This window comes from Pseudomonas sp. KCJK8993, from assembly GCF_046230915.1.
Taxonomy (GTDB): domain Bacteria; phylum Pseudomonadota; class Gammaproteobacteria; order Pseudomonadales; family Pseudomonadaceae; genus Aquipseudomonas; species Aquipseudomonas piscis.
Window position 1 is genome coordinate 1 of sequence record NZ_JBJJLO010000128.1, and the last position, 18,451, is coordinate 18,451.

The 18,451-nt window shown below is 66.8% G+C and carries 20 protein-coding genes and 1 pseudogene; 11 read left to right on the forward strand and 10 right to left on the reverse strand.

Going from position 1 to position 18,451, the window contains the following annotated elements; all coding sequences use genetic code 11:
• Positions 1 to 90: 90 nt before the first annotated feature.
• From ACK6AU_RS27590 to ACK6AU_RS27605, 4 genes and pseudogenes are all read left to right on the forward strand, one after another.
• Positions 91 to 795, forward strand: a pseudogene (locus tag ACK6AU_RS27590) (ABC transporter substrate-binding protein); the annotation flags it as partial.
• Positions 796 to 892: 97 nt separating this feature from the next.
• Positions 893 to 2,005: a succinylglutamate desuccinylase/aspartoacylase family protein gene (locus ACK6AU_RS27595; protein ID WP_185701055.1), complete on the forward strand. Its 1,113-nt coding sequence runs from the start codon at positions 893 to 895 to the stop codon at positions 2,003 to 2,005.
• 76 nt (positions 2,006 to 2,081) lie between these two features.
• Positions 2,082 to 2,489, forward strand: a complete 408-nt coding sequence (locus ACK6AU_RS27600) for a hypothetical protein (protein WP_185701123.1) — start codon at positions 2,082 to 2,084, stop codon at positions 2,487 to 2,489.
• A 114-nt stretch (positions 2,490 to 2,603) separates the two neighbouring features.
• Positions 2,604 to 3,320 carry an alpha/beta hydrolase gene (locus tag ACK6AU_RS27605; RefSeq protein WP_409302671.1) on the forward strand — a complete coding sequence of 239 codons (717 nt, stop codon included), beginning with the start codon at positions 2,604 to 2,606 and terminating at the stop codon, positions 3,318 to 3,320.
• 7 nt (positions 3,321 to 3,327) lie between these two features.
• Here ACK6AU_RS27605 and ACK6AU_RS27610 read toward each other — a convergent pair whose 3' ends face one another.
• Positions 3,328 to 3,906, reverse strand: coding sequence for a hypothetical protein (locus ACK6AU_RS27610; RefSeq protein WP_409302673.1), 579 nt, complete (start codon positions 3,904 to 3,906; stop codon positions 3,328 to 3,330).
• Between the two features lie 180 nt (positions 3,907 to 4,086).
• Positions 4,087 to 4,605 carry a thiol-disulfide oxidoreductase DCC family protein gene (locus ACK6AU_RS27615; protein ID WP_409302675.1) on the reverse strand — a complete coding sequence of 173 codons (519 nt, stop codon included), beginning with the start codon at positions 4,603 to 4,605 and terminating at the stop codon, positions 4,087 to 4,089.
• Between the two features lie 91 nt (positions 4,606 to 4,696).
• On the opposite strand from ACK6AU_RS27615, the gene ACK6AU_RS27620 reads away from it, so the two are divergent.
• Positions 4,697 to 6,010, forward strand: coding sequence for an Nramp family divalent metal transporter (locus ACK6AU_RS27620; RefSeq protein ID WP_409302677.1), 1,314 nt, complete (start codon positions 4,697 to 4,699; stop codon positions 6,008 to 6,010).
• Positions 6,011 to 6,129: 119 nt separating this feature from the next.
• On the opposite strand, the gene ACK6AU_RS27625 is transcribed toward ACK6AU_RS27620, so the two are convergent.
• Positions 6,130 to 7,062 carry a LysR family transcriptional regulator gene (locus ACK6AU_RS27625; RefSeq protein ID WP_152897234.1) on the reverse strand — a complete coding sequence of 311 codons (933 nt, stop codon included), beginning with the start codon at positions 7,060 to 7,062 and terminating at the stop codon, positions 6,130 to 6,132.
• 112 nt (positions 7,063 to 7,174) lie between these two features.
• Here ACK6AU_RS27625 and ACK6AU_RS27630 point away from each other — a divergent pair, with 112 nt between their 5' ends.
• Both ACK6AU_RS27630 and ACK6AU_RS27635 read left to right on the forward strand, forming a co-directional pair.
• Positions 7,175 to 7,678 carry a DMT family transporter gene (locus ACK6AU_RS27630; RefSeq protein WP_022643680.1) on the forward strand — a complete coding sequence of 168 codons (504 nt, stop codon included), beginning with the start codon at positions 7,175 to 7,177 and terminating at the stop codon, positions 7,676 to 7,678.
• Between the two features lie 2 nt (positions 7,679 to 7,680).
• Positions 7,681 to 8,133 carry a DMT family transporter gene (locus ACK6AU_RS27635; RefSeq protein WP_185701061.1) on the forward strand — a complete coding sequence of 151 codons (453 nt, stop codon included), beginning with the start codon at positions 7,681 to 7,683 and terminating at the stop codon, positions 8,131 to 8,133.
• Positions 8,134 to 8,164: 31 nt separating this feature from the next.
• Here the strand turns inward: ACK6AU_RS27635 and ACK6AU_RS27640 are convergent, their stop codons facing one another.
• From ACK6AU_RS27640 to glcD, 4 genes are read right to left on the reverse strand one after another with little or no spacing between them, the layout of a single operon-like run.
• Positions 8,165 to 8,572, reverse strand: a complete 408-nt coding sequence (locus ACK6AU_RS27640) for a heme-binding protein (protein WP_185701062.1) — start codon at positions 8,570 to 8,572, stop codon at positions 8,165 to 8,167.
• A gap of 17 nt (positions 8,573 to 8,589) precedes the next feature.
• Complete coding sequence (gene glcF / locus ACK6AU_RS27645; RefSeq protein WP_409302680.1) at positions 8,590 to 9,810, reverse strand: glycolate oxidase subunit GlcF; 1,221 nt, start codon at positions 9,808 to 9,810, stop codon at positions 8,590 to 8,592.
• Positions 9,811 to 9,813: 3 nt separating this feature from the next.
• A complete protein-coding gene (gene glcE, locus ACK6AU_RS27650; RefSeq protein WP_409302682.1) occupies positions 9,814 to 10,878 on the reverse strand; it encodes a glycolate oxidase subunit GlcE in 1,065 nt (354 codons plus the stop codon).
• Positions 10,878 to 12,377: a glycolate oxidase subunit GlcD gene (gene glcD, locus ACK6AU_RS27655; protein WP_409302684.1), complete on the reverse strand. Its 1,500-nt coding sequence runs from the start codon at positions 12,375 to 12,377 to the stop codon at positions 10,878 to 10,880. Before glcD ends, glcE begins: the two co-directional genes overlap by 1 nt.
• 232 nt (positions 12,378 to 12,609) lie before the next feature.
• Here glcD and glcC point away from each other — a divergent pair, with 232 nt between their 5' ends.
• Positions 12,610 to 13,377 (forward strand): transcriptional regulator GlcC, encoded by a 768-nt coding sequence (gene glcC / locus ACK6AU_RS27660; RefSeq protein WP_409302686.1) that lies wholly within the window; start codon positions 12,610 to 12,612, stop codon positions 13,375 to 13,377.
• Between the two features lie 25 nt (positions 13,378 to 13,402).
• On the opposite strand, the gene ACK6AU_RS27665 is transcribed toward glcC, so the two are convergent.
• Positions 13,403 to 13,630 carry a DUF6555 family protein gene (locus ACK6AU_RS27665; RefSeq protein WP_022643687.1) on the reverse strand — a complete coding sequence of 76 codons (228 nt, stop codon included), beginning with the start codon at positions 13,628 to 13,630 and terminating at the stop codon, positions 13,403 to 13,405.
• Positions 13,631 to 13,848: 218 nt separating this feature from the next.
• Between ACK6AU_RS27665 and ACK6AU_RS27670 the strand changes: the two genes are divergently transcribed.
• The 3 genes from ACK6AU_RS27670 to ACK6AU_RS27680 all read left to right on the forward strand — a co-directional run bounded on the left by ACK6AU_RS27670 (position 13,849) and on the right by ACK6AU_RS27680 (position 16,043).
• Positions 13,849 to 14,625: a helix-turn-helix transcriptional regulator gene (locus ACK6AU_RS27670; RefSeq protein ID WP_022643688.1), complete on the forward strand. Its 777-nt coding sequence runs from the start codon at positions 13,849 to 13,851 to the stop codon at positions 14,623 to 14,625.
• 248 nt (positions 14,626 to 14,873) lie between these two features.
• A complete protein-coding gene (locus ACK6AU_RS27675) occupies positions 14,874 to 15,047 on the forward strand; it encodes a DUF1427 family protein (RefSeq protein WP_083457005.1) in 174 nt (57 codons plus the stop codon).
• A 39-nt stretch (positions 15,048 to 15,086) separates the two neighbouring features.
• Complete coding sequence (locus ACK6AU_RS27680; RefSeq protein ID WP_185701067.1) at positions 15,087 to 16,043, forward strand: zinc-binding alcohol dehydrogenase family protein; 957 nt, start codon at positions 15,087 to 15,089, stop codon at positions 16,041 to 16,043.
• Positions 16,044 to 16,232: 189 nt separating this feature from the next.
• Here the strand turns inward: ACK6AU_RS27680 and ACK6AU_RS27685 are convergent, their stop codons facing one another.
• Together ACK6AU_RS27685 and ACK6AU_RS27690 are read right to left on the reverse strand one after the other, a co-directional pair.
• Positions 16,233 to 17,213, reverse strand: a complete 981-nt coding sequence (locus tag ACK6AU_RS27685) for a purine-nucleoside phosphorylase (RefSeq protein WP_409302692.1) — start codon at positions 17,211 to 17,213, stop codon at positions 16,233 to 16,235.
• A 114-nt stretch (positions 17,214 to 17,327) separates the two neighbouring features.
• Positions 17,328 to 18,284, reverse strand: a complete 957-nt coding sequence (locus ACK6AU_RS27690; RefSeq protein ID WP_409302690.1) for a nucleoside-specific channel-forming protein Tsx — start codon at positions 18,282 to 18,284, stop codon at positions 17,328 to 17,330.
• Between the last annotated feature and the right edge of the window lie 167 nt (positions 18,285 to 18,451).

The window sequence follows — 18,451 nt, forward strand, 5'->3', positions numbered from 1 at the left end:
CCCTGGCAGTTATAAGTAAAATTTTTCGGCTGTGCGGGTCCGGTGCTCTGTTTCGTTTTTCCTTCCCCCTCGCCCCCGGCGGGATCAACGCCGACCCGCCCGGGTTCGGAGGCCGGCTCCCCGCCATTCTCGATGAAGACCCCCGACGGCAAGCTCGCCGGTTTCGACGTGGACTTGGGCAACGCCCTGTGCGAGCAGATGAAAGCCAAGTGCACCTGGGTCGAGCAGGAATTCGACGGCTTGATCCCGGCGCTGAAGGTGAAGAAGATCGACGCCATCCTGTCGTCCATGACCATCACCGACGATCGCAAGAAGAATGTCGACTTCACCATCAAGTACTACCACACCCCGGCTCGTTTCGTGATGAAGGCCGGCACCACCATCAAGGACCCGCTGACCGAGCTCAAGGGCAAGAAGGTCGGTGTACTGCGTGCCAGTACCCACGACCGCTTCGCCACCGAAGTGCTGGTGCCGGCCGGCATCGACCTGGTGCGCTACGGCTCGCAGCAGGAAGCCAACCTGGACATGGTGTCCGGTCGCGTCGACGCGCTGCTGGCCGACTCGGTCAACCTTGACGACGGTTTCCTGAAAACCGAGGCCGGCAAGGGTTTCGCCTTCGTTGGTCCCGAGTACAACGATCCGAAGTATTTCGGTGGCGGTGCCGGTATCGCCGTGCGCAAGGGTGACAAGGAGCTGGCGGAGAAATTCAATGCCGCCATCACCGAGATCCGCGCCAATGGCAAGTACAAAGAAGTGCAGGACAAGTACTTCACCTTCGATGTCTACGGCGAATAAGCCGCTGGCATGAAAAAAGGTGGCGACCGGCTCCCGGTCGCCACCTTTTTTATGCACGCTGTTCTATCCTGCGCCACGCCTTTTTTCCGGAGCCTGCATGCAACGCATCGACCACGCCCTGCCTTGGGGCCACCTGGGCACTTCGCGCCAGCTCAGCGTATTTCGCTTCGGCAACGGCCCGCGCAAGGTCTACATCCAGGCCAGCCTGCACGCCGACGAACTGCCCGGCATGCGTACCGCCTGGGAGCTCAAGCAACGCCTGGCGCTACTGGAAGAACAGGGGCGCCTGCAATGCACGGTGGAACTGGTGCCGGTGGCCAATCCCATCGGCCTCGACCAGCAGGTGCAAGGCAACCACCTGGGGCGCTTCGAGCTGGGCAGCGGCAACAACTTCAACCGTGCCTTCGTCGAGCTCAGTGGCCCGGTCGGCGACCGGATCGGCAAGCTGTTGGCGGATGACGCGGCGGCCAACGTGGCCCTGATCCGCCGCACCATGCTCCAGGTGCTGGACGAGCTGCCGGCCCCGCTGTCGCAGCTCGAAGCCCTGCAGCGCTTGTTGTTGCGCCATGCCTGCGACGCCGATATCACACTCGACCTGCATTGCGATTTCGAGGCGGCGATCCACCTGTATGCCTTGCCCCAGCACTGGCCCCAATGGCGGTCCCTGGCGGCGCGGCTCAAGGCTGGCGTGGCGCTGCTGTGCGAGGATTCCGGGGGCAGTTCCTTCGATGAGTCCTGCTCCGCCCCCTGGCTGCGCCTGGCGCGGGATTTCCCGCGGGCGGCGATCCCCCTGGCCAACCTGGCCACCACCCTGGAGCTGGGCAGCATGGGCGACACCCGGGTCGAGCAGGCGCGCGCCAACGGCGAAGCCATCCTGGGCTTTCTCGCCGAACAGGGGCTGATCGACGGCGACTGGCCGGCGGCGCCGCAGGATTGCTGCGAGGGCATGTCGTTCGACGGCACCGAGTATCTGTTCGCGCCGCACCATGGCGTGGTCAGTTTCCTGCGTGAAGCCGGGGAGTGGGTCGAGCGCGGTGACGCCTTGTTCGAGGTGGTGGATCCGTTGAGCGACCGGGCCAGCGTCGTCCGGGCCGGCACCAGCGGCATACTGTTCGCCCTGGATCGTGGACGCTACACCCAGCCGGGGATCTGGCTGGCCAAGGTCGCCGGTCGCGAGCCCATTCGCCAGGGCAAGCTGGTCAACGACTGATCCGGTGTCGCACACCGCGAACCGCCTGCTGCCGATCTTGCAGTGGGCCTTCCACTACCCGACCGGGGCTCAAGCCTTGTTTCGATTGTCCCTGTGCATCCGCTGGTTGTTCGCCCTGTGCCTGCTGGCGGCGACCTTCAATCATCTGCACGCTGCCTTCGCCCACGGCCTGCTCTGGGACTATGGCTACGGCAGCGATACGCCCCTGGTCAGCCGGGCCTTCTGGGGTTCGCTGACGCTATTGGACCCGCTGGCCGTGCTGCTGTTGTGGCGGCGCCCACGCTGGGGGCTGGCGCTGACCCTGGCGATCATTGTGCTGGACGTCCTGCACAACAGCCTTTATGTCGCCGCCCACGAACAGTGGCTGGCGAGTTTCTATCTATCCCAGGTGGGGTTCCTGGTGCTGGTGCTGTTGCTCACGCCGCTGGCCTGGCGGGGGCTTGCCGGCACCGGGCAAGCGAGATGCCAGCGCTTGCCCGGTTGAACGGGCGCGGGCTGCCCAGGGAGGACATCGTGGCGGGCTCTGGCGGCGGCTGCTCCAGCCAGGTCCGCAGTGCTAGGCTCTGGCCGTCGATTTTCCCCACTTAAGGAGCCATCCATGATCCGTTGCCTGGCGCTACTGGCCCTGTTGGCCGCGCCCTTTGTCCACGCCGATACCCTGCTGCACGACGACCTGCCGCTGCGCTACCTGGAACAGGCGCCGACAGAGACCCGCGACCAGCCGCTGGTGATCTTCCTGCACGGCTACGGCAGCAACGAGGCCGACCTGTTCGGGCTGCATGAACGCTTGCCGGCGACCTACACCTATCTCTCCGCCCGCGCGCCGCAGACCCTCGATGAGGACAGCTTCCAGTGGTTCCGGCGCCAGGGGCAGGGGCCTTATGACGGCGTCAGCGAAGACCTGGCCAGCAGTGCCGAGTTGATCGGCCGCTTCGTCCGTGCGGCGGCGGCCAAGTATCACACCGAGCCTGGCAAGGTGGTGCTGGTGGGCTTCAGCCAGGGGGCGGCGATGGCCTATGAAGTGGGCTTGCGGCATCCGCAAGCGGTGCGCGGGATTGCCGCCTTGAGCGGGAAGATCCTGCCGCTGCTGGCCTCGCAGCTAAGGAGCGAGCCAGGGTTGCAGCGCCTGGGGATCTTCATCGGCCATGGCACCAGCGACCAGCGTTTGCCCTACAGCGACGGCGTGGAGGCCAACCGGCTATTGCGCGGGCTGGCCCTGGAGCCGCAGTTCCATGCCTATCCGGGGATGGGCCACAGCATCAGCGAAGTGGAGATCCAGGACCTGGATCGCTGGTTGCGCGCACTCGCCCCCTGAACCAGGGTCATTGGCCGAGGATCTGCTTCATCAATGCCGCATGCCCGGCTTTGTCGGCGGCCCGGGAGATCACCTGGATCACCGCCATGTGCGTACCGGAGCCGGCGATCAGGGTCGAGTTCAGGGTCAGGCCGCCGCCCTGGGTGGCGGTGCTGTCGATCTGGCGCACGCCGAGGCCCTTGAGGGTGAGGCTTCTTTGCGCCTGCTTCTTGAAGTCCGGCAGGGCCTGGGACTGCTGGACCAGGAAGCCGGCTGTCGCGTCATCGAGAAAGGCGCTGTCGTTGTCCTTGACCCGGGCCCCGTTGGGAATGCTGTTCTGCGCCGCGATCACCACGGTACGCGTGTCGTCGTTGGCGTACAGGGTACCGCTGGCGCCGCCGGTGCCCTTGGCTTCGTCGCCCCCCGGCAGGGCCGCGGCGCTGAAGCCCTTGGGCAGGCTGAAGGCCAGCTTGCCGTCGAGCAGCGTGACTTTTTCGCCCGAGGCCTGGCGAGCGGTGGATTTGCCGGCGGCCACGGCGTTCAACGCACCAAGGCCCGCCACGGCGGCGAACACCAGGACCAGGGCTTTTCTAGCTAGGGATGACATGCACGATCTCCGGGCATCTGGATGGAAGGCGCGCATCATCCCACGCCCGTGGCAGCCGGCTCCAGAGGGATTTCTTTCATTGGATCATCGACTCTGGCGGCTGCCAGGTCCTGCGCCCCGTGCCGAGCCGCGCGTAGCCTGCGGCAGCGGCTACACCAAGCGAAGCGCTGGCGTGGCAGGTCAAGGCGTGTCGTCGAGAAAGCGCCCACGGTGATCGGGGCTGGGCAGCAGGCAGACGTCGTAGCGGCCGAACCAGCGATAGCGGTGGCGGGCGATGTAGCTGTAGCCCCAATCGCGCAGGGGCCGGGGAATCCACTGCAGCAGGCGCAGCCAGCGCCAGGGCGCGGGCAGTTGCGCCATCAGGCGGATGAAGGCTGTAGAGCGCAGGGACAGGCGCTGGCCTTCGATCAGCACCACGCTGTCGAACTGTTCGGTGGACAACCCGGCCCATGCCAGCAGGGCCTGGCCCTGGGGCGACTGCACCGAGGCCAGGCGGATCCGCCGTTCGGTGTCATGGGCAATGACGAAGCGCACCGAGGCGTTGCACAGCTTGCACACGCCATCGAACAGCAGCACTCGTTCGCCAGGCTGCAGGAAGGGCGGCAGGGTAGCGCCTGCCGGAGTCGTTGCGGTGTGGGCCACGGAGAAACCTTGCAAGGGTGGAACGGGGTCCGGCCCGGGCCGGAACCTGTGCAGCATACTCGCCTTGACCGATGAATTTCAGGCTTGGGCGGCCGCGGCGAAACCTCTAAGCTGGGCACCTGCTTCAAGTCGCCGTGGAATCCCCCTTGTGAAATTCAGCCTGCCGAAAATCGCCACCGCTCCTTTCTGTCCGCCGGAGGTGGCCGGTTCCGTCACCGTCGACCCCCGCGCTTCGCTGTTCAAGCGCGTGCTGCGCTTCGCCGGCCCCGGGCTATTGGTGTCCATCGGCTACATGGACCCGGGCAACTGGGCCACGGCCATCGAGGCCGGTTCGCGCTATGGCTACAGCCTGCTGTTCATGGTGCTGCTGGCGAGCCTGGCGGGCATGGTGGTGCAGTGCCTGTGTTCGCGCCTGGGCATCGCCACCGGGCGTGACCTGGCGCAGCTTTGCCGGGAACGCTACAGCCCACGCTCGGCGCGGGTCCAGTGGCTGCTGGCGGAGGTCTCGATCATCGCCACCGACCTGGCCGAAGTGCTGGGCTGCGCCTTGGCTTTCCACCTCTTGCTGGGCGTCTCGTTGAGCACCGGGATCGTCATTACCGCCTTCGACACTTTGCTGGTGCTGGCCCTGCAGAACCGTGGCTTTCGCCGGTTGGAAGCGATCATGCTGGCGCTGGTGGCGACCATCGGCGTGTGCTTCTTCATCGAGTTGCTGCTGATCAAGCCTCACTGGCCAGACGTGGCCCGGGGCTTCACCCCGTCGCTGGCGGCCATCAGCGCCGCCGCGCCGCTGTACCTGGCGATCGGCATCCTCGGCGCCACGGTGATGCCGCACAACCTGTACCTGCATACCTCGGTGGTCCAGACCCGGCTGGTGGGCAAGGACCTTGCCAGCCGCAGCGATGCGATCCGCCTGGCGCGCATCGATACCATCGGCTCCCTGGCCCTGGCGCTGCTGGTGAACGCGGCGATCCTGATCCTTGCCGCCGCGGCCTTCCACAACACCGGGCACAGCGACGTGGTGGAGATCCAGGATGCCTACCACCTGCTCGACCCGCTGGTGGGCGGGGCCCTGGCCAGCGTGCTGTTCGGCGTGGCACTGCTGGCCTCCGGGCAGAGCTCGACCTTCACCGGGACCATCGCCGGCCAGGTGATCATGGAGGGTTACCTGAACCTGCGGATTCCCTGCTGGCAGCGCCGCCTGATCACCCGCGGCCTGGCGTTGATCCCGGCGTTCATCGGCGTCTGGCTGCTGGGCGACGGCGCCGTGGGCAAGCTGCTGGTGCTGAGCCAGGTGGTGCTCAGCCTGCAACTGCCATTCGCCTTGTATCCGTTGATCCGCATGACCAACGACCCACGCCTGATGGGCGTCTTCGTCAACCGCTGGCCGATCCGCTGGCTGGCCTGGAGCCTGTTCGCCGTGATCAGCTCTGCCAATGCCTGGCTCATAGCTAGCCTTTAGCGGCAAGCGGCAAGCGGCAAGCGGCAAGCGGCAAGCCCCAAGCCAGAGCAAGAGCGCTCAAGCCAAGGCTGATCGCGTCCGGCTTTCAACTTGTCGCTTGCAGCTTGAAGCTGATCGCGCTAGCGATCCCAATACGGTACCGGCCCGAATGTCTCGACGAAAAAGTCGATCACCGTGCGGACCTTCACCGACAGGCGCCGGCTGCCCGGCCACAGGGCGGCGATCTGTTGCGGTTCGAGGCTGGTGGCCACTTCGAAATCCTCGAACAGTGCCACCAGCCGGCCCTGGTGCAGGGCCTCGCCGATCAGCCAGGAAGGAAACATCACCAGCCCCAGGCCTTGTTCGGCGGCCTGGGTCAGGGTGTCGGCGTGGTTGCCGGTCAGCGGGCCCGTGACGCTGTAGGGCGTCCAGGATTCCTGGCCCTGGCGGAAGAACCAGCGCTGCTGGCCGCTTTCGCCCTTGTAGGCCAGGCATTGGTGCTGGTGCAGCTGGTCGGGATGCCGGGGGTGGCCGTGGCGGGCCAGGTAGCCCGGGCTGGCGGCGACCCGGTAGCGCTGGGGTGCCAGCAGCCGGGCCTGCATCGAGGAGTCTCCCAGCACGCCGATGCGAAACAGCAGGTCGGTGCCGTCCTGCAACGGGTCGATATAGCTGTCGGTCTGCTGGATATCCAGTTGCAGCTTGGGGTAGCGCCGGTGCAGTTCGCCCAGCCAGGGCGAGATATGCCGCTGGCCGAATACCACCGGTGCGTTGATCCGCACCAGTCCGGTCGGCTCGTCCTGCTGTTCTTGCAGGGCCTGCTCGGCTTCTTCCCATTGCGCCAGCACCCGCCGGGCATGGTGCCCCAACAGGCGCCCGGCCTCGGTGGGGCTGACCGCCCGGGTATGGCGATACAGCAACTGTTGGCCCAGGGCCTGTTCCATCAGCTGGATCTGCCGCGAAATGGAGGAGGGTGCCAGGCCTTCGCGTCGGGCCACGGCAGAGAAACTGCCCTGGTCGAGCACCGCGATGAACAGCCGCAGGGCCTTGAAACCCAGGTCGTTGAAGCCTTGCATGGGGAGTCCTTGCTGTGCGCTTTGCGCAAAGGTGTTGTCGGCATGCTCCCATTTATCGCAAAGCATGGGCAACCAATAATGCTCGCCATTCCATGAACCCAAGAGGTGCCCCATGTCTTGCGAAACCCTTGACCCGACGCTGCCACCGCCAGTGGCCCCCGCTGTATCCACTGCCGGCTGGCAACGCCTGGCCCTGCTGCCGCTGGTGATCCTCGCCGGCATGGGCCTGTCGGTGGAGGCCGGCTTGCTCGGCCCCCTGGGAGCCCAGGTCGGCCACCTGTGGGCGACCCTGAGCATCTTCGGCGTCGGCGCGGCGTTGCTGGCCTTGTTGTTGCTGTTCAGTGGCCCGCAGCCGGGGCCGGCCTTGAGCCAGTTGCCGCGCTGGCAGTTGCTGGGCGGAGTGCTGGGGCCGATCTACGTGGTGGTGCTGACCCTGGCCACGCCCCATATCGGCATTGCCATGACCATGATCGCGATTCTTTCCGGCCAGGTTGGCAAGAGCGTGCTGATCGACCACTTCGGCTGGTTCGGCAGTGCCCGTAAACCGGTCAACGCCGAGCGTTGGCTGGCCCTGGTGCTGATCGTCGGCGCCCTGATCCTGATTGCCCGAGGTTGAATATGAACCTGATTCTATTGCTGGTGGTCGTGGTGGCCGCCGGTGCAGTGCTCAGTGTGCAGGCGGCGATCAATGGCCGCCTGGGGCAGAGCGTGGGGGTGCTGCGCAGCAGCCTGCTGACCTTCGCCGTCGGTGCCCTGGTCACCTCGCTGCTGATCGTGTTCTTCCAGCCGCCCCAGGCCATGGGCCTGTTGCAGGCGCCCAAGTGGCAGCTCAGCGGCGCGCTGTTCGGCGTGGTGTACATGCTGGTGATGGTCGGCGCGGTGCCTCGGGTCGGGACTGCCGTGGCGACGGTGGCGGTGATCCTCGGGCAGTTGGCCATGGGCATGTTGATCGACCACTTCGGCTGGTTCGGCAACCCGGCCATGGCGCTCTCCGGCAACCGCATCCTGGCGATGCTGTGCCTGGCCCTGGCCTTGTTGTTCATGTACCGCAGCAGCCTGCGCCGTCGCTGACGGCCCAGGAGCGTTCCACGCAGATGCGGGTTCAGGAGCCTTCCAGGCAGTTGGCGGCCACTTGCGCCACCTGGGCATCTTCGCCGGAGCGGACGCCGGACACGCCCACCGCGCCGACCACCTGGCCATCCACGCGAATCGGCACGCCGCCTTCCAGGGCGGTCAGCAGCGGCGCCGAGAGAAAGGCGCTGCGCCCGGCATTGACCATGTCTTCGTAGGCCTTGGACTCACGCCGGCCCAGGGCGGCGGTGCGGGCTTTCTCCAAGGCGATGTAGGCACTGATCGGCGCGCAGCCGTCCAGGCGCTCCAGGGCCAGGGGATGGCCGCCATCATCGACCACGGCGATGCTCACCGGCCACTGCTGGCGATGGGCCTCGGTGCGGGCGGCGGCGAGGATGCGGCTGACGTCGTCTTGGCACAACACGGCTTTGTGGTGCATGGCAGGCTCCAGGGGGTTCAAGGGTTGAGGGCGGCGTCCAGCAGCTCGATCCAGTGGCGTACCGGGGTGCGCCCGGCGCCATCCAGGTGGCTCTGGCAGCCGATGTTGGCCGTAGCGATCACGTCCGGGCTGCCGCTTTCCAGGGCCCGCAGCTTGTCGTCGCGCAGTTGCCGGGCCAGGGCGGGCTGGGTCAGCGAATAGGTGCCGGCCGAACCGCAGCACAGGTGGCCGTCGGGCACTGGGGTCAGGTTGAAACCCAGGCGTTGCAGCAGGCTTTCCACGGCGCCGCCCAGTTGCTGGGCATGTTGCAGGGTGCAGGGGCAATGGACGGCCAGGCGCTGCCCACTGCGCACTTGCAGCGCTGCCAGTGGTTCGGCCCGCACCACTTCCACCAGGTCCCGGGCCAGGGCGCTGACGTGCTGCGCCTTGGCGGCATAGGCCGGGTCGTCGGCCAGCAGGTGCCCGTAGTCCTTGACGAAGGCGCCGCAGCCGCTGGCGGTCTGGACGATGGCCTCGGCGCCTTGCTGAAGGTGCGGCCACCAGGCGTCGATATTGTGCCGGGCCCGCTGGCGGCCGCGCTCCTGGGCATCCAGGTGGTAGTCCACGGCGCCGCAGCACGCGGCCTCGGCCACCGGTTGCACGCTGATGCCCAGGCGATCCAGGACCCGGCACGCGGCAGCGTTGGTATTGGGCGACAGCCCCGGCTGCACGCAGCCTTCGAGCAGCAGCACGCGCCGCGCGTGGACCTTGTCCGGGCGCACGCCGGCGGCGGGTACCTGGCGCGGCAGCTTGTCTTGCAGGGCCTGGGGCAGCAGCGGGCGCAGGCGGCTGCCCCCCAGCACCAGTGCCTTGAACAGCTGCGGGTTGCCCGCCAGGGCCCGCAAGCCCTGGCGCAGCAGACGCTGGCCGGCGGGCCGGGGCAGGGCGGCGTCCACCACCGCCCGGCCGATGTCCAGCAGGTTGTGGTACTCGACGCCCGATGGGCAGGTGGTCTCGCAGTTGCGACATGACAGGCAACGGTCCAGGTGCAGCTGCGCCTGGGGGGTGACTGCGGCGCCCTCCAGGACCTGCTTGATCAGGTAGATACGACCGCGCGGTCCGTCCAGCTCGTCGCCCTGGACCTGGTAGGTGGGGCAGGTGGCGTTGCAGAACCCGCAATGCACGCAGCTGCGCAGGATGCGTTCGGCTTCGGCAGCCCTTGGCAACTGCCGGGCTTCGGGGCTGAGGGTGGTCTGCATGGATCAGAACTCCGGGTAGAGTCGGCCGGGGTTGAAGATGCCCTGGGGATCGAGCTGCGCCTTGAGGCGTTGGTGATAGTGCAGCAGGGTCGGTTCCAGGGGCTGGAACGGGCTGTCCAGCAGGCCATGGCTGTAGCAACTGGCATGACCGCCGGCGGCGCTGGCCACGGCGCGGATGCGCGCGGCCGGAGCATCGGACTTGAGCCAGCGCTGGGCGCCGCCCCAGTCCAGCAATTGGGTGCCGGGCAACGCAAGTTCCGGGGTGTTGTGTGGCAGCGACAGGCGCCACAGCGGCGGGCCGGGGTCGAAGAACGGCAATTGCTGCTCGTTGAGCCGGTTCCAGTAGCGGTTGTCCAGGGGCTCGCCGCCGAGCCGATCGCGGGCCGCGGCCACCGAGCCTTCGCCGCCTTCCAGGCGCAGGTGCAGGCGGCTGCCATCGTGGCAGGCGGCGCTGATGGGCAATGGCTGCTGGCCCCATTGCGCGAGCCTGGCCAGGGCTTGCCCGGCAGGCAGTTCCAGGCTCAGGCTCAGGCAGTGGCGGGGCTTGGGCAGCACCTTCAGCGAGACTTCGGTCACCAGCGCCAGGCAGCCGTAGCTGCCGGCCATCAGCCGCGACAGGTCGTAGCCGGCGACGTTCTTCATCACCTCGCCACCAAAGCGCAGGTGCTGGCCGGTGCCGCTGATGATCCGGGTGCCGAGGACGAAGTCGCGCACCGCCCCGGCCCAGGGCCGGCGTGGCCCGGACAGGCCAGTGGCGAGCATGCCGCCGAGGGTGGCGCCGGCACCGAACGCCGGCGGCTCGCAGGGCAGCATCTGCCCGGCGGCCTCCAGTACTGCCTGCAATTCGCCCAGTGGCGTCCCGGCCCGGGCACTGATCACCAGTTCGGTGGGGTCGTAGCTGACGATGCCGCGATGGACCCGGGTATCGAGGATTTCGCCGGCGCTGTCGCGCCCCAGGAAGGCCTTGCTGTTGGAGCCCTGGATGCGCAGCGGGGTGGCCTTGTCCAGGGCGTCGCGCACCTGCTCCAGCAGGGCTTCGCTGGCATCGCAATCGGTGGGGGCGGCCATCAGAATCGCTCCAGTTCGGGGAAGGGCAACTGCCCATGGTGGACGTGCATGGCCCCGGCCTCGGCGCAGCGGTGCAGGGTCGGGATGTTCTTGCCGGGGTTGAGCAGGCCCAGGGGGTCGAAGGCGCGCTTGATACCGTGGAACAGGCTCAGCTCGTCGCCGCTGAACTGCACGCACATCTGGTTGATCTTCTCCCGGCCCACGCCGTGCTCGCCGGTGATGGTGCCGCCCACGGCCACGCACAGTTCGAGGATCTTGCCGCCCAGGGCTTCCGCCCGCTCAAGCTCCCCGCCCTGGTTGGCATCGAACAGGATCAACGGGTGCATGTTGCCGTCGCCGGCATGGAACACGTTGGCCACCCGCAACTGGTGCTCGGCGGCCAGCCGGGCGATGCCGTGCAGCACGGCGGGCAGTTGGCGCCGGGGGATGGTGCCGTCCATGCAGTAGTAGTCCGGCGACAAGCGGCCCACCGCCGGGAAGGCATTCTTGCGCCCGGCCCAGAACCGCGCGCGCTCGGCCTCGTCCCGGGCCAGGCGCACTTCGCTGGCGCCGGCCTGTTGCAGCAGTTGGCGCACCCGCTCGCAGTCGTCGTGGACATCAGCCTCGACCCCATCCAGCTCGCACAGCAGCATGGCCTGGGCATCCACCGGGTAGCCGGCGTGGATGAAGTCTTCGGCGGCGCGGATCGCCAGGTTATCCATCATCTCCAGGCCGCCGGGGATGATGCCCGCGGCGATGATCGCCGCCACCGCCTGGCCGGCGTTCTCCACCGAGTCGAAGGCCGCCAGCAGCACCTTGGCGATCTGCGGTTTGGGCAGCAGCTTGACCGTGACTTCGGTGATCACCCCCAGCAGCCCCTCGGAACCGGTGAACAGCGCCAGCAGGTCGAAGCCCGGCGAGTCCAGGGCCTCGCTGCCCAGGGTCAGGGGTTGGCCCTCGACGGTGAGCATGCGCACCTGGAGCAGGTTGTGCACGGTCAGGCCGTATTTCAGGCAGTGCACGCCACCGGCGTTTTCCGCGACATTGCCACCGATGGAGCAGGCGATCTGCGACGACGGGTCGGGGGCGTAGTACAGCTCGTAGGGCGCCGCGGCCTGGGAGATCGCCAGGTTGCGCACCCCGGGTTGCAGGCGCGCGCAGCGCGCGGCAGGGTCGATCTCGAGGATCTCCTTGAACCGCGCCATCACTAGCAGCAGGCCCTTTTCCAGGGGCAGGGCGCCGCCGGACAGGCCGGTACCCGCGCCCCGGGCCACCACCGGTACCCGTTGCTGGTGGCAGATCTTGAGGATCTGCTGCACCTGCTCCAGGCGCCGGGGCAGGGCCACCAGCAGCGGGGTGCTGCGGTAGGCGCTCAGGCCGTCGCATTCGTAGGGCTTGAGTTGCTCCTGGCGGTCCAGCAGTTCCAGGTCCGGCAGCTGGCTGCGCAGGGCGTGGATCAAGGCTTGGCGGTCGACCTCGGGCAGGGCGCCGTCGAGGCGTTCATCGTAGAGAATCGTCATGGCGGGCGAATAACCTTGTGGCGTTGTTATCAGGTCGCGACTGCATCACGCATGCCTTGCATCATTGGCCCGGGGCGCCTTAGTGTCCATGTGCGCCGGCAGTGGTCGAACCACTTTGTTTTCCGGTACTTGCCCCGGGCTCCAGTAAACCTGATTGATTTCAGCAAGTTGCAGCCAAGCCAGGAAGTGGGCGCGAATCGACAAGGAACTGGTCATACCAGTGGGAGGCGAGATGCAGGACAAACCGGGACAGCCGCGCTTGCAGGTGGCCGATAGGGTCTGCGCACGGATCGAGCGCCTGATCGTCGACGGGGTATTCAAGACCGGCCAGCTGTTGCCCTCGGAGCGGCGCCTGACCGCCAAGCTCGGGGTCTCGCGCACGGCCCTGCGCGAGGGCCTGAAGCTGTTGCGGGCCCGGGGCATCATCGACACGGTGCAGGGCCGTGGCTCGCAGGTGGCGCAACTGACGGCGCCAGCGGCGGACTCGCCACTGCTGCACCTGTTCAGTTCCCAGCCCCGCACTCTCTACGACTTGCTGGAGGTCCGTGGCCTGCTGGAGGGCGAGTCGGCGCGGCTGGCGGCCCTGCGTGGCACCGAGGCCGACTTCGTGCTCATCGGCCGTAGCTACCAGGCCCTGCTCGAGGCCCATGACCAGGACCTGGAGCCCGCCGACCTGGCGCGCCTGGACCATGCCTTCCACCTGGCCATCTGCGAGGCTTCGCACAACCCGGTGCTGGTGCAGACCCTGGGCTCGCTCAACGGCCTGTTGCTCAATTCGGTATTCGCTTCGGTCAACAACCTCTATCACCGGCCACTGCGCAAGCGCCAGATCGACCGCCAGCATGCGCGCTTGTACCACGCGGTCACTGGCCGCTTGCCGGAACAGGCGCGCAAGGCCGCACAGGCGCATATCCAGGGCATCGCGCAAAACCTGCAGGAGATCGAAGAAGAGGAGCAGCGCTTGGTGCGGGCCACGCTGCGCCTGCAAGGCTGGGATTGAGCCTCGGCGCTGGGGATGGCGCCGGCTAGACCGAAGGGCGCCAGGTGACGTTGTGGATACCGAACTTCTCCGCCGTGGGGCGGCTGGTCTTTTTCACTTGTTCGCGCCCGAAGCGGCCGATGCGGCCCACCCCGGCATCGCAGCTGGCCCAGTGCCAGGCCTCGGCGTTGTCCATCTTTTCCTGGCGGATGATGAAGGACTTGGGGGCACCGTGCAGGGTGTATTCGATGACGAAGAGTTTTGCGTTGTTCATAAAGCGTTCAATCCTCCCTGTGATGCAGCAGTGATCCCCCAGCGGCGGAAAAATTCACTCGGATTGACCCAGCGGGCTGGCGAGGCGTTGAAAAAACTCGGCAGGCCATCCAAACGGATGGATCTCAAGCGCCACGGCATCGATTTGGCTAGTGCTGGCTGGTGGCTGCTTCGACGGCTGGTTACCATGGTCGCCCGCCGTCCCGCCGCGACCTTGCCATGGCCCTAGCCGCTCCTCCCGACCTCACCGACACCGCGATTCCCGTGCAGCCGCTGGCCCGTACCTACCCGCGCGGGTTGTTCGTCGAACCCCACGAGCACGACTGGGGCCAACTGCTGTATGCCATGAGCGGGGTGATGTGGGTCGAGACTCCCCACGAGGCCCTGGTGGTGCCGCCGCAGCGGGCGGTGTGGCTGCCACCGGGCGTGGTCCATGGCATTCGGGTGGTCAGCGACCTGCAGATGCGCAATATCTACTTGCGTCCCTCCCTGGCGGCGACCCTGGATACCAGGGTCCAGGTGCTGCAAGTGGATACCCTGCTGCGGGAGTTGATCGTGCGCCTGGTGGAACTCGAACCACCCCAGCCGGACTACTACGAGGCCCTGGTGGGCCTGGCACTGCTGGAGCTGCAACGGGCGCGGCGCTCGGAGTTGAAGATCGTCTTGCCCGATGCCGCCGACCGGCGCCTGTGCAGCCTGTGCCAGGCGGTGATGGCGGCGCCGTCCCTGGAGATTTCCTTCGAGCAGCATGCCGAGGCCGTCGGGGCCAGCGTGCGTACCCTGGCGCGCTTGTTCAAGGAGCGCCTGGGCCTGGGGTTCGCCGAGTGGCGGCGCCAGGTGCAACTGGCCACCGCGGCGGCGGAGCTGATCCAGGGCGTGCCGGTGAGCCGGATCGCCCGCGAGCTGGGTTATTCCCCCAGCAGTTTCAGCGACATGTTCCGCCGCGAGCTGGGCGTCGCCCCCTCGCAGTATGTCGCCGGTGAACCCTCGGCCTGACCAGCGCCGATGCTTTGGCCGATAGCCTGAAGTACTTGGCCGATGCCACTGCCTCCTTGTCTCTAGAATCCACTCCATGCCTGTAGCCGCTGCCGAGCCTGTGAGGCTGCGTTCGGGGCCGCAGGGCCCTGCGCGATCCAAGGCTCGCGGTGGCCCTGCGGGCCATGCGCAGCCTGCGGCAGCGGCTACACGAAGCGACGCTGTAGTTGCAGCCGAGCCCATGCACCACGGCCTTTTGGGAGTGAGCCATGAATTACCTGATGTCCCTGGCGGCCGGCCTGCTGGTCGGGTTGCTCTACGGTGCCCTGCAGGTGCGTTCCCCGGCACCGCCGGCCATCGCCCTGGTGGGGCTGCTGGGCATGCTCGGTGGCGAGCAGTTGTGGCCCCTGGGGCGCCAGCTGTTCAGCCAGTGGCTGTCCTGATCGCTGATATCGACCGTTTCTCGACCCATGGAGTCTTTGATGAAAGCACTGCAATTTTCCGCCACCGGCGACCTCGCTTCCCTGCAACTGGTGGAGGTTCCGACTCCGGTCCCCGGGCCCGGCCAGGTATTGGTGCGGATCAAGGCGGCGGGCCTGAATCCCAGCGATGTGAAGAATGTCCTCGGGCGTTTTCCCTACACCACGCTGCCACGGATTCCCGGGCGGGATTTCGCCGGGGTGGTGGAGCAGGGGCCGGACGAGTTGATCGGCCAGGAGGTCTGGGGCACCGGCAGGGACCTGGGCTTTTTCGCCGATGGCAGCCACGCCCAGTACGTGGTGTTGTCGGCCAGCGGCGTGGCGCTCAAGCCCCGGCACCTGAGCTTTGCCCAGGCCGCCAGCCTCGGCGTGCCCTATACCACTGCCTGGGATGCCCTGGAGCGCAGTGGCGTGGTCGCCGGTACGCGGCTGCTGGTGATCGGTGGCGGCGCCGTGGCCACTGCGGCCCTGGCCCTGGCCAAGGTTCGTGGCGCCCAGGTGCTGGCGGCGGCGCGCCGGCCGGAGCAGGTGCAGGCGTTGCAGGCCCTGGGCTATCCGGCGCTGCAACTGGCGCAGCCGGAGAATCTTGCGACCCAGGTGGGCGAGCATCATGCCGGTGGCGCCGAGGTGATCTTCGACACCACTGGCTTCTGGCTGCCGGCGGCGGTGCCGGCCCTGGCCACGTTCGGCCGGATCGCCATCATCGCCGCGCCGGTGGATGGCCATGTGCAACTGCCGGCTCTGGCCCTGTATCGCAAGGGTGGTTCGGTGGTGGGGATCAATTCGTTGCTGTATGGCGTCGAAGAATGCGCGGCGATGCTGGAGCAGTTCGGTCGCTATTTCGACGAAGGCTTGCTGCCGCTGCCCGAGGGTTTGCTGGAGTCGCCGCTGGAGCAAGGGCTGGAGCGCTATGCCGAGGTCAACCAGGGCGGCGGCGACAAGGTGATCCTGATTCCTTGAGGCGGGCAGGGCCGGGGGGGCGTTGAAGGCCCTGCGGGCCTTGGCGCAGCTTCGCGGGCTCAGCAGCGGCTACAGGGTCTGCTTGTGCAGCCGCTGCCGCAGGCTGCGCACGGCCCGCAGGGTCGCGAGGTCGGCGCCGCTTCGCAGGTTCAGCTGTGGCCACGGTTATGGGGAGCGCCGATCACGGGGTCATTGCGGGACGCCGTGCTCCCAGGCCGACCAGTTCTTGAGGATGTCCTGCACCAGTGGGTTGCCGGCTCGGTAGAGGTTCTCCAGGGCCGGTACGAAGCCGCCCTGGTCGGCGTACTTGAGCAGGTTGTCCACTTCGCTGGCACCGGGTGCCGGGCGGTCGAAGTCCGAGCCGGCGCGCAGCACCGCCAGGCGCTGGACATCCACCCGGCCTTCGCGGCTGGCCCGCAGCAGCGCCTCGTAGGTGGAGTTGTCTTCCTGCTGGGTGGTGCAGTAAACGCCTTTGTTGTCGGTGAGCAAGCGGGTCCAGACTTCGGCTCGCTCGCTCAGGCGCGTGCCGGAGAACCAGGTGTTGCCGGCCAGGGTGTCGCAGCGGGTGACCACCGGCGGTTGGTTGGCCGGAGCCTGGGGATACTTCAGGCGCCAGGCCGCCGATTCCTTGCTTTCGCTCAAGGTCACCTTCTGGCTCAGGGCGAAGGCCTTGGCCTGGAGTTTCGGGTTGAGTTCGAACACTTCGGTCTTGTAGTCCAGGGGCGGTTTTTCATTGGGCCCCTTGGTGTTGATGCCCAGGTAGCCGGTGGGCCATTCCTTGGGCGCATCCCGCGAGTCGAGCTCCCACTGGGTGCCGAACTCCACCAGGTAATGGGCCCAGGCCGCGGTGCCGATGGTGCCCTGGTGCGGGTTGATGCCGGCGATCCCGGCGATGAGGAAGTAGCTCTTGCGCAGATCGAACTGCGGCGACAGCGCCAGGGCCAGGGTCGAGGCCGCAGCGTTGGTCTGGCCCATGCCGGTGGTCAGCAGGCACACCTGCCGGTCGTTGCTGCAACTGATGTCCGGATATTCTCCGGCCAACCCCGGGACACGCACCTTGTGCTTGAGTTCCAGGCGCTCGATCCAGTTCTGTGCCTCCGGAGCGAACATGCTGATCAGCACCACCTTGGGCTTGATCGGCGCTTCATTGGCCCAAGCCCCCGCAGCCATCGCCGTACTCAGCCCTACTATCCACGAAAGCTTTTGAACCCCACGCATAACACCATCTCCTTGATTGCCGTTGTCCGGCGTTTTTTCCGCGGCTTAAAGCCAGCAGCTTGGTTGTTAAAACTGATAGCCGATCCCGGCGTAGTAACCCCAGCCGTCGGAACGGGCGCGAAACTCACCGTCACCGAAATTCAACACACTGCCGTCCTCCCAATTGCCACCGTTGTGGAAATAGCGCCCCACTAACATGAAGCGCAAGTGGGTGAAGGAATACAGCAGTACGTTGGTGGCCACGGTGGCGTTGGCCGTGCGGGCCGGGTTGTCCTTGTGCAGGTCGGAGCCGAAGTCGAAGTTGGTGAAGCCGATGTAGGTCAGCGAGGCGCCGTTGCTGAATTTGTCGATGGGCACGATGTACTTGAGCTGGGCGCGGTAGCCATCCCAGGAGTATTCATTGCTGGCGCCATAGTTTTCCCACTGGTAGCGACCGTAGAAGTTGGCGGACAGGTTGACCCGTGAATGGGTGTCGATATCGGTGCCCAGGCCGCTGTACAGGGTGTTGGCCCGGTTGGCGGTGCGGCTGCCGTGGTCATAGATCCAGTCGAAGGCTACATACCACTCCTTGATCGGGCCGATGGCCAGGCTGCGGCCGGTCAGGTAGTCGATGGAGATGCGCGGCTCGTGCTCCATGAACAGTGGCGAGCCATGGTCCCAGGCGCCCTTGTCGTGGCTGTTGCCGATATCGAGGATCTTCGGCAGGTCGATGTAGCCATAGAGCTCGAATGGCCCCTTGCGCCCGAAGTACTCGTATTCCAGGTAGACGTCGTCCACCGGGCGTGGGCCGAAGCTGATGTCCTTGCTGCCGATCAGCATCAGGTCCTGGTTGTACCAGTCGGAGAGGTAGGCGCCGGGCTTGGCCGGTTGCACGTCCTTGCCGAGGCCTTCGCCCTGGGCCGATTCGTCCGGGGTGGCCGGTTGGGCCAGCAGGACAGGGCTGAGTAATCCGGTAACGATGCCCAGTAGCAGGGAAACGCTGCGTGGGTACGAAGGAGCGATACGCCTGGAGGTGACGAGCATTGAAAATCCTTGTTCGTGCGGGAGTAAGGGCCGGTCCAGCTAATTTTCGGCAAACAGCTGGCAAACCCGGTACGCAAACGTTTGCATGTGTCGTACCAACTCGTCTTTTCGCTGCTGGGTCGATGCAATCTGCCTCTTGGGAAGCTAAGGCTGGATGAGCGCTCCAT

What these genes read in the sequence shown, in the direction of transcription:
- ACK6AU_RS27640 (WP_185701062.1), bottom strand. Translation starts at nt 8,572, where the DNA reads ATGCACCACAAAGCCGTGTTGTGCCAAGACGACGTCAGCCGCATCCTC.
- ACK6AU_RS27680 (WP_185701067.1), top strand. Translation starts at nt 15,087, where the DNA reads ATGAAAGCACTGCAATTTTCCGCCACCGGCGACCTCGCTTCCCTGCAA.
- ACK6AU_RS27605 (WP_409302671.1), top strand. Translation starts at nt 2,604, where the DNA reads ATGATCCGTTGCCTGGCGCTACTGGCCCTGTTGGCCGCGCCCTTTGTC.
- glcD (WP_409302684.1), bottom strand. Translation starts at nt 12,377, where the DNA reads ATGACGATTCTCTACGATGAACGCCTCGACGGCGCCCTGCCCGAGGTC.
- ACK6AU_RS27675 (WP_083457005.1), top strand. Translation starts at nt 14,874, where the DNA reads ATGAATTACCTGATGTCCCTGGCGGCCGGCCTGCTGGTCGGGTTGCTC.
- ACK6AU_RS27595 (WP_185701055.1), top strand. Translation starts at nt 893, where the DNA reads ATGCAACGCATCGACCACGCCCTGCCTTGGGGCCACCTGGGCACTTCG.
- glcE (WP_409302682.1), bottom strand. Translation starts at nt 10,878, where the DNA reads ATGGCCGCCCCCACCGATTGCGATGCCAGCGAAGCCCTGCTGGAGCAG.
- ACK6AU_RS27630 (WP_022643680.1), top strand. Translation starts at nt 7,175, where the DNA reads ATGTCTTGCGAAACCCTTGACCCGACGCTGCCACCGCCAGTGGCCCCC.
- ACK6AU_RS27685 (WP_409302692.1), bottom strand. Translation starts at nt 17,213, where the DNA reads ATGGCTGCGGGGGCTTGGGCCAATGAAGCGCCGATCAAGCCCAAGGTG.
- ACK6AU_RS27615 (WP_409302675.1), bottom strand. Translation starts at nt 4,605, where the DNA reads ATGCTGCACAGGTTCCGGCCCGGGCCGGACCCCGTTCCACCCTTGCAA.
- glcF (WP_409302680.1), bottom strand. Translation starts at nt 9,810, where the DNA reads ATGCAGACCACCCTCAGCCCCGAAGCCCGGCAGTTGCCAAGGGCTGCC.
- ACK6AU_RS27670 (WP_022643688.1), top strand. Translation starts at nt 13,849, where the DNA reads ATGGCCCTAGCCGCTCCTCCCGACCTCACCGACACCGCGATTCCCGTG.
- ACK6AU_RS27625 (WP_152897234.1), bottom strand. Translation starts at nt 7,062, where the DNA reads ATGCAAGGCTTCAACGACCTGGGTTTCAAGGCCCTGCGGCTGTTCATC.
- ACK6AU_RS27610 (WP_409302673.1), bottom strand. Translation starts at nt 3,906, where the DNA reads ATGTCATCCCTAGCTAGAAAAGCCCTGGTCCTGGTGTTCGCCGCCGTG.
- ACK6AU_RS27635 (WP_185701061.1), top strand. Translation starts at nt 7,681, where the DNA reads ATGAACCTGATTCTATTGCTGGTGGTCGTGGTGGCCGCCGGTGCAGTG.
- glcC (WP_409302686.1), top strand. Translation starts at nt 12,610, where the DNA reads ATGCAGGACAAACCGGGACAGCCGCGCTTGCAGGTGGCCGATAGGGTC.
- ACK6AU_RS27665 (WP_022643687.1), bottom strand. Translation starts at nt 13,630, where the DNA reads ATGAACAACGCAAAACTCTTCGTCATCGAATACACCCTGCACGGTGCC.
- ACK6AU_RS27690 (WP_409302690.1), bottom strand. Translation starts at nt 18,284, where the DNA reads ATGCTCGTCACCTCCAGGCGTATCGCTCCTTCGTACCCACGCAGCGTT.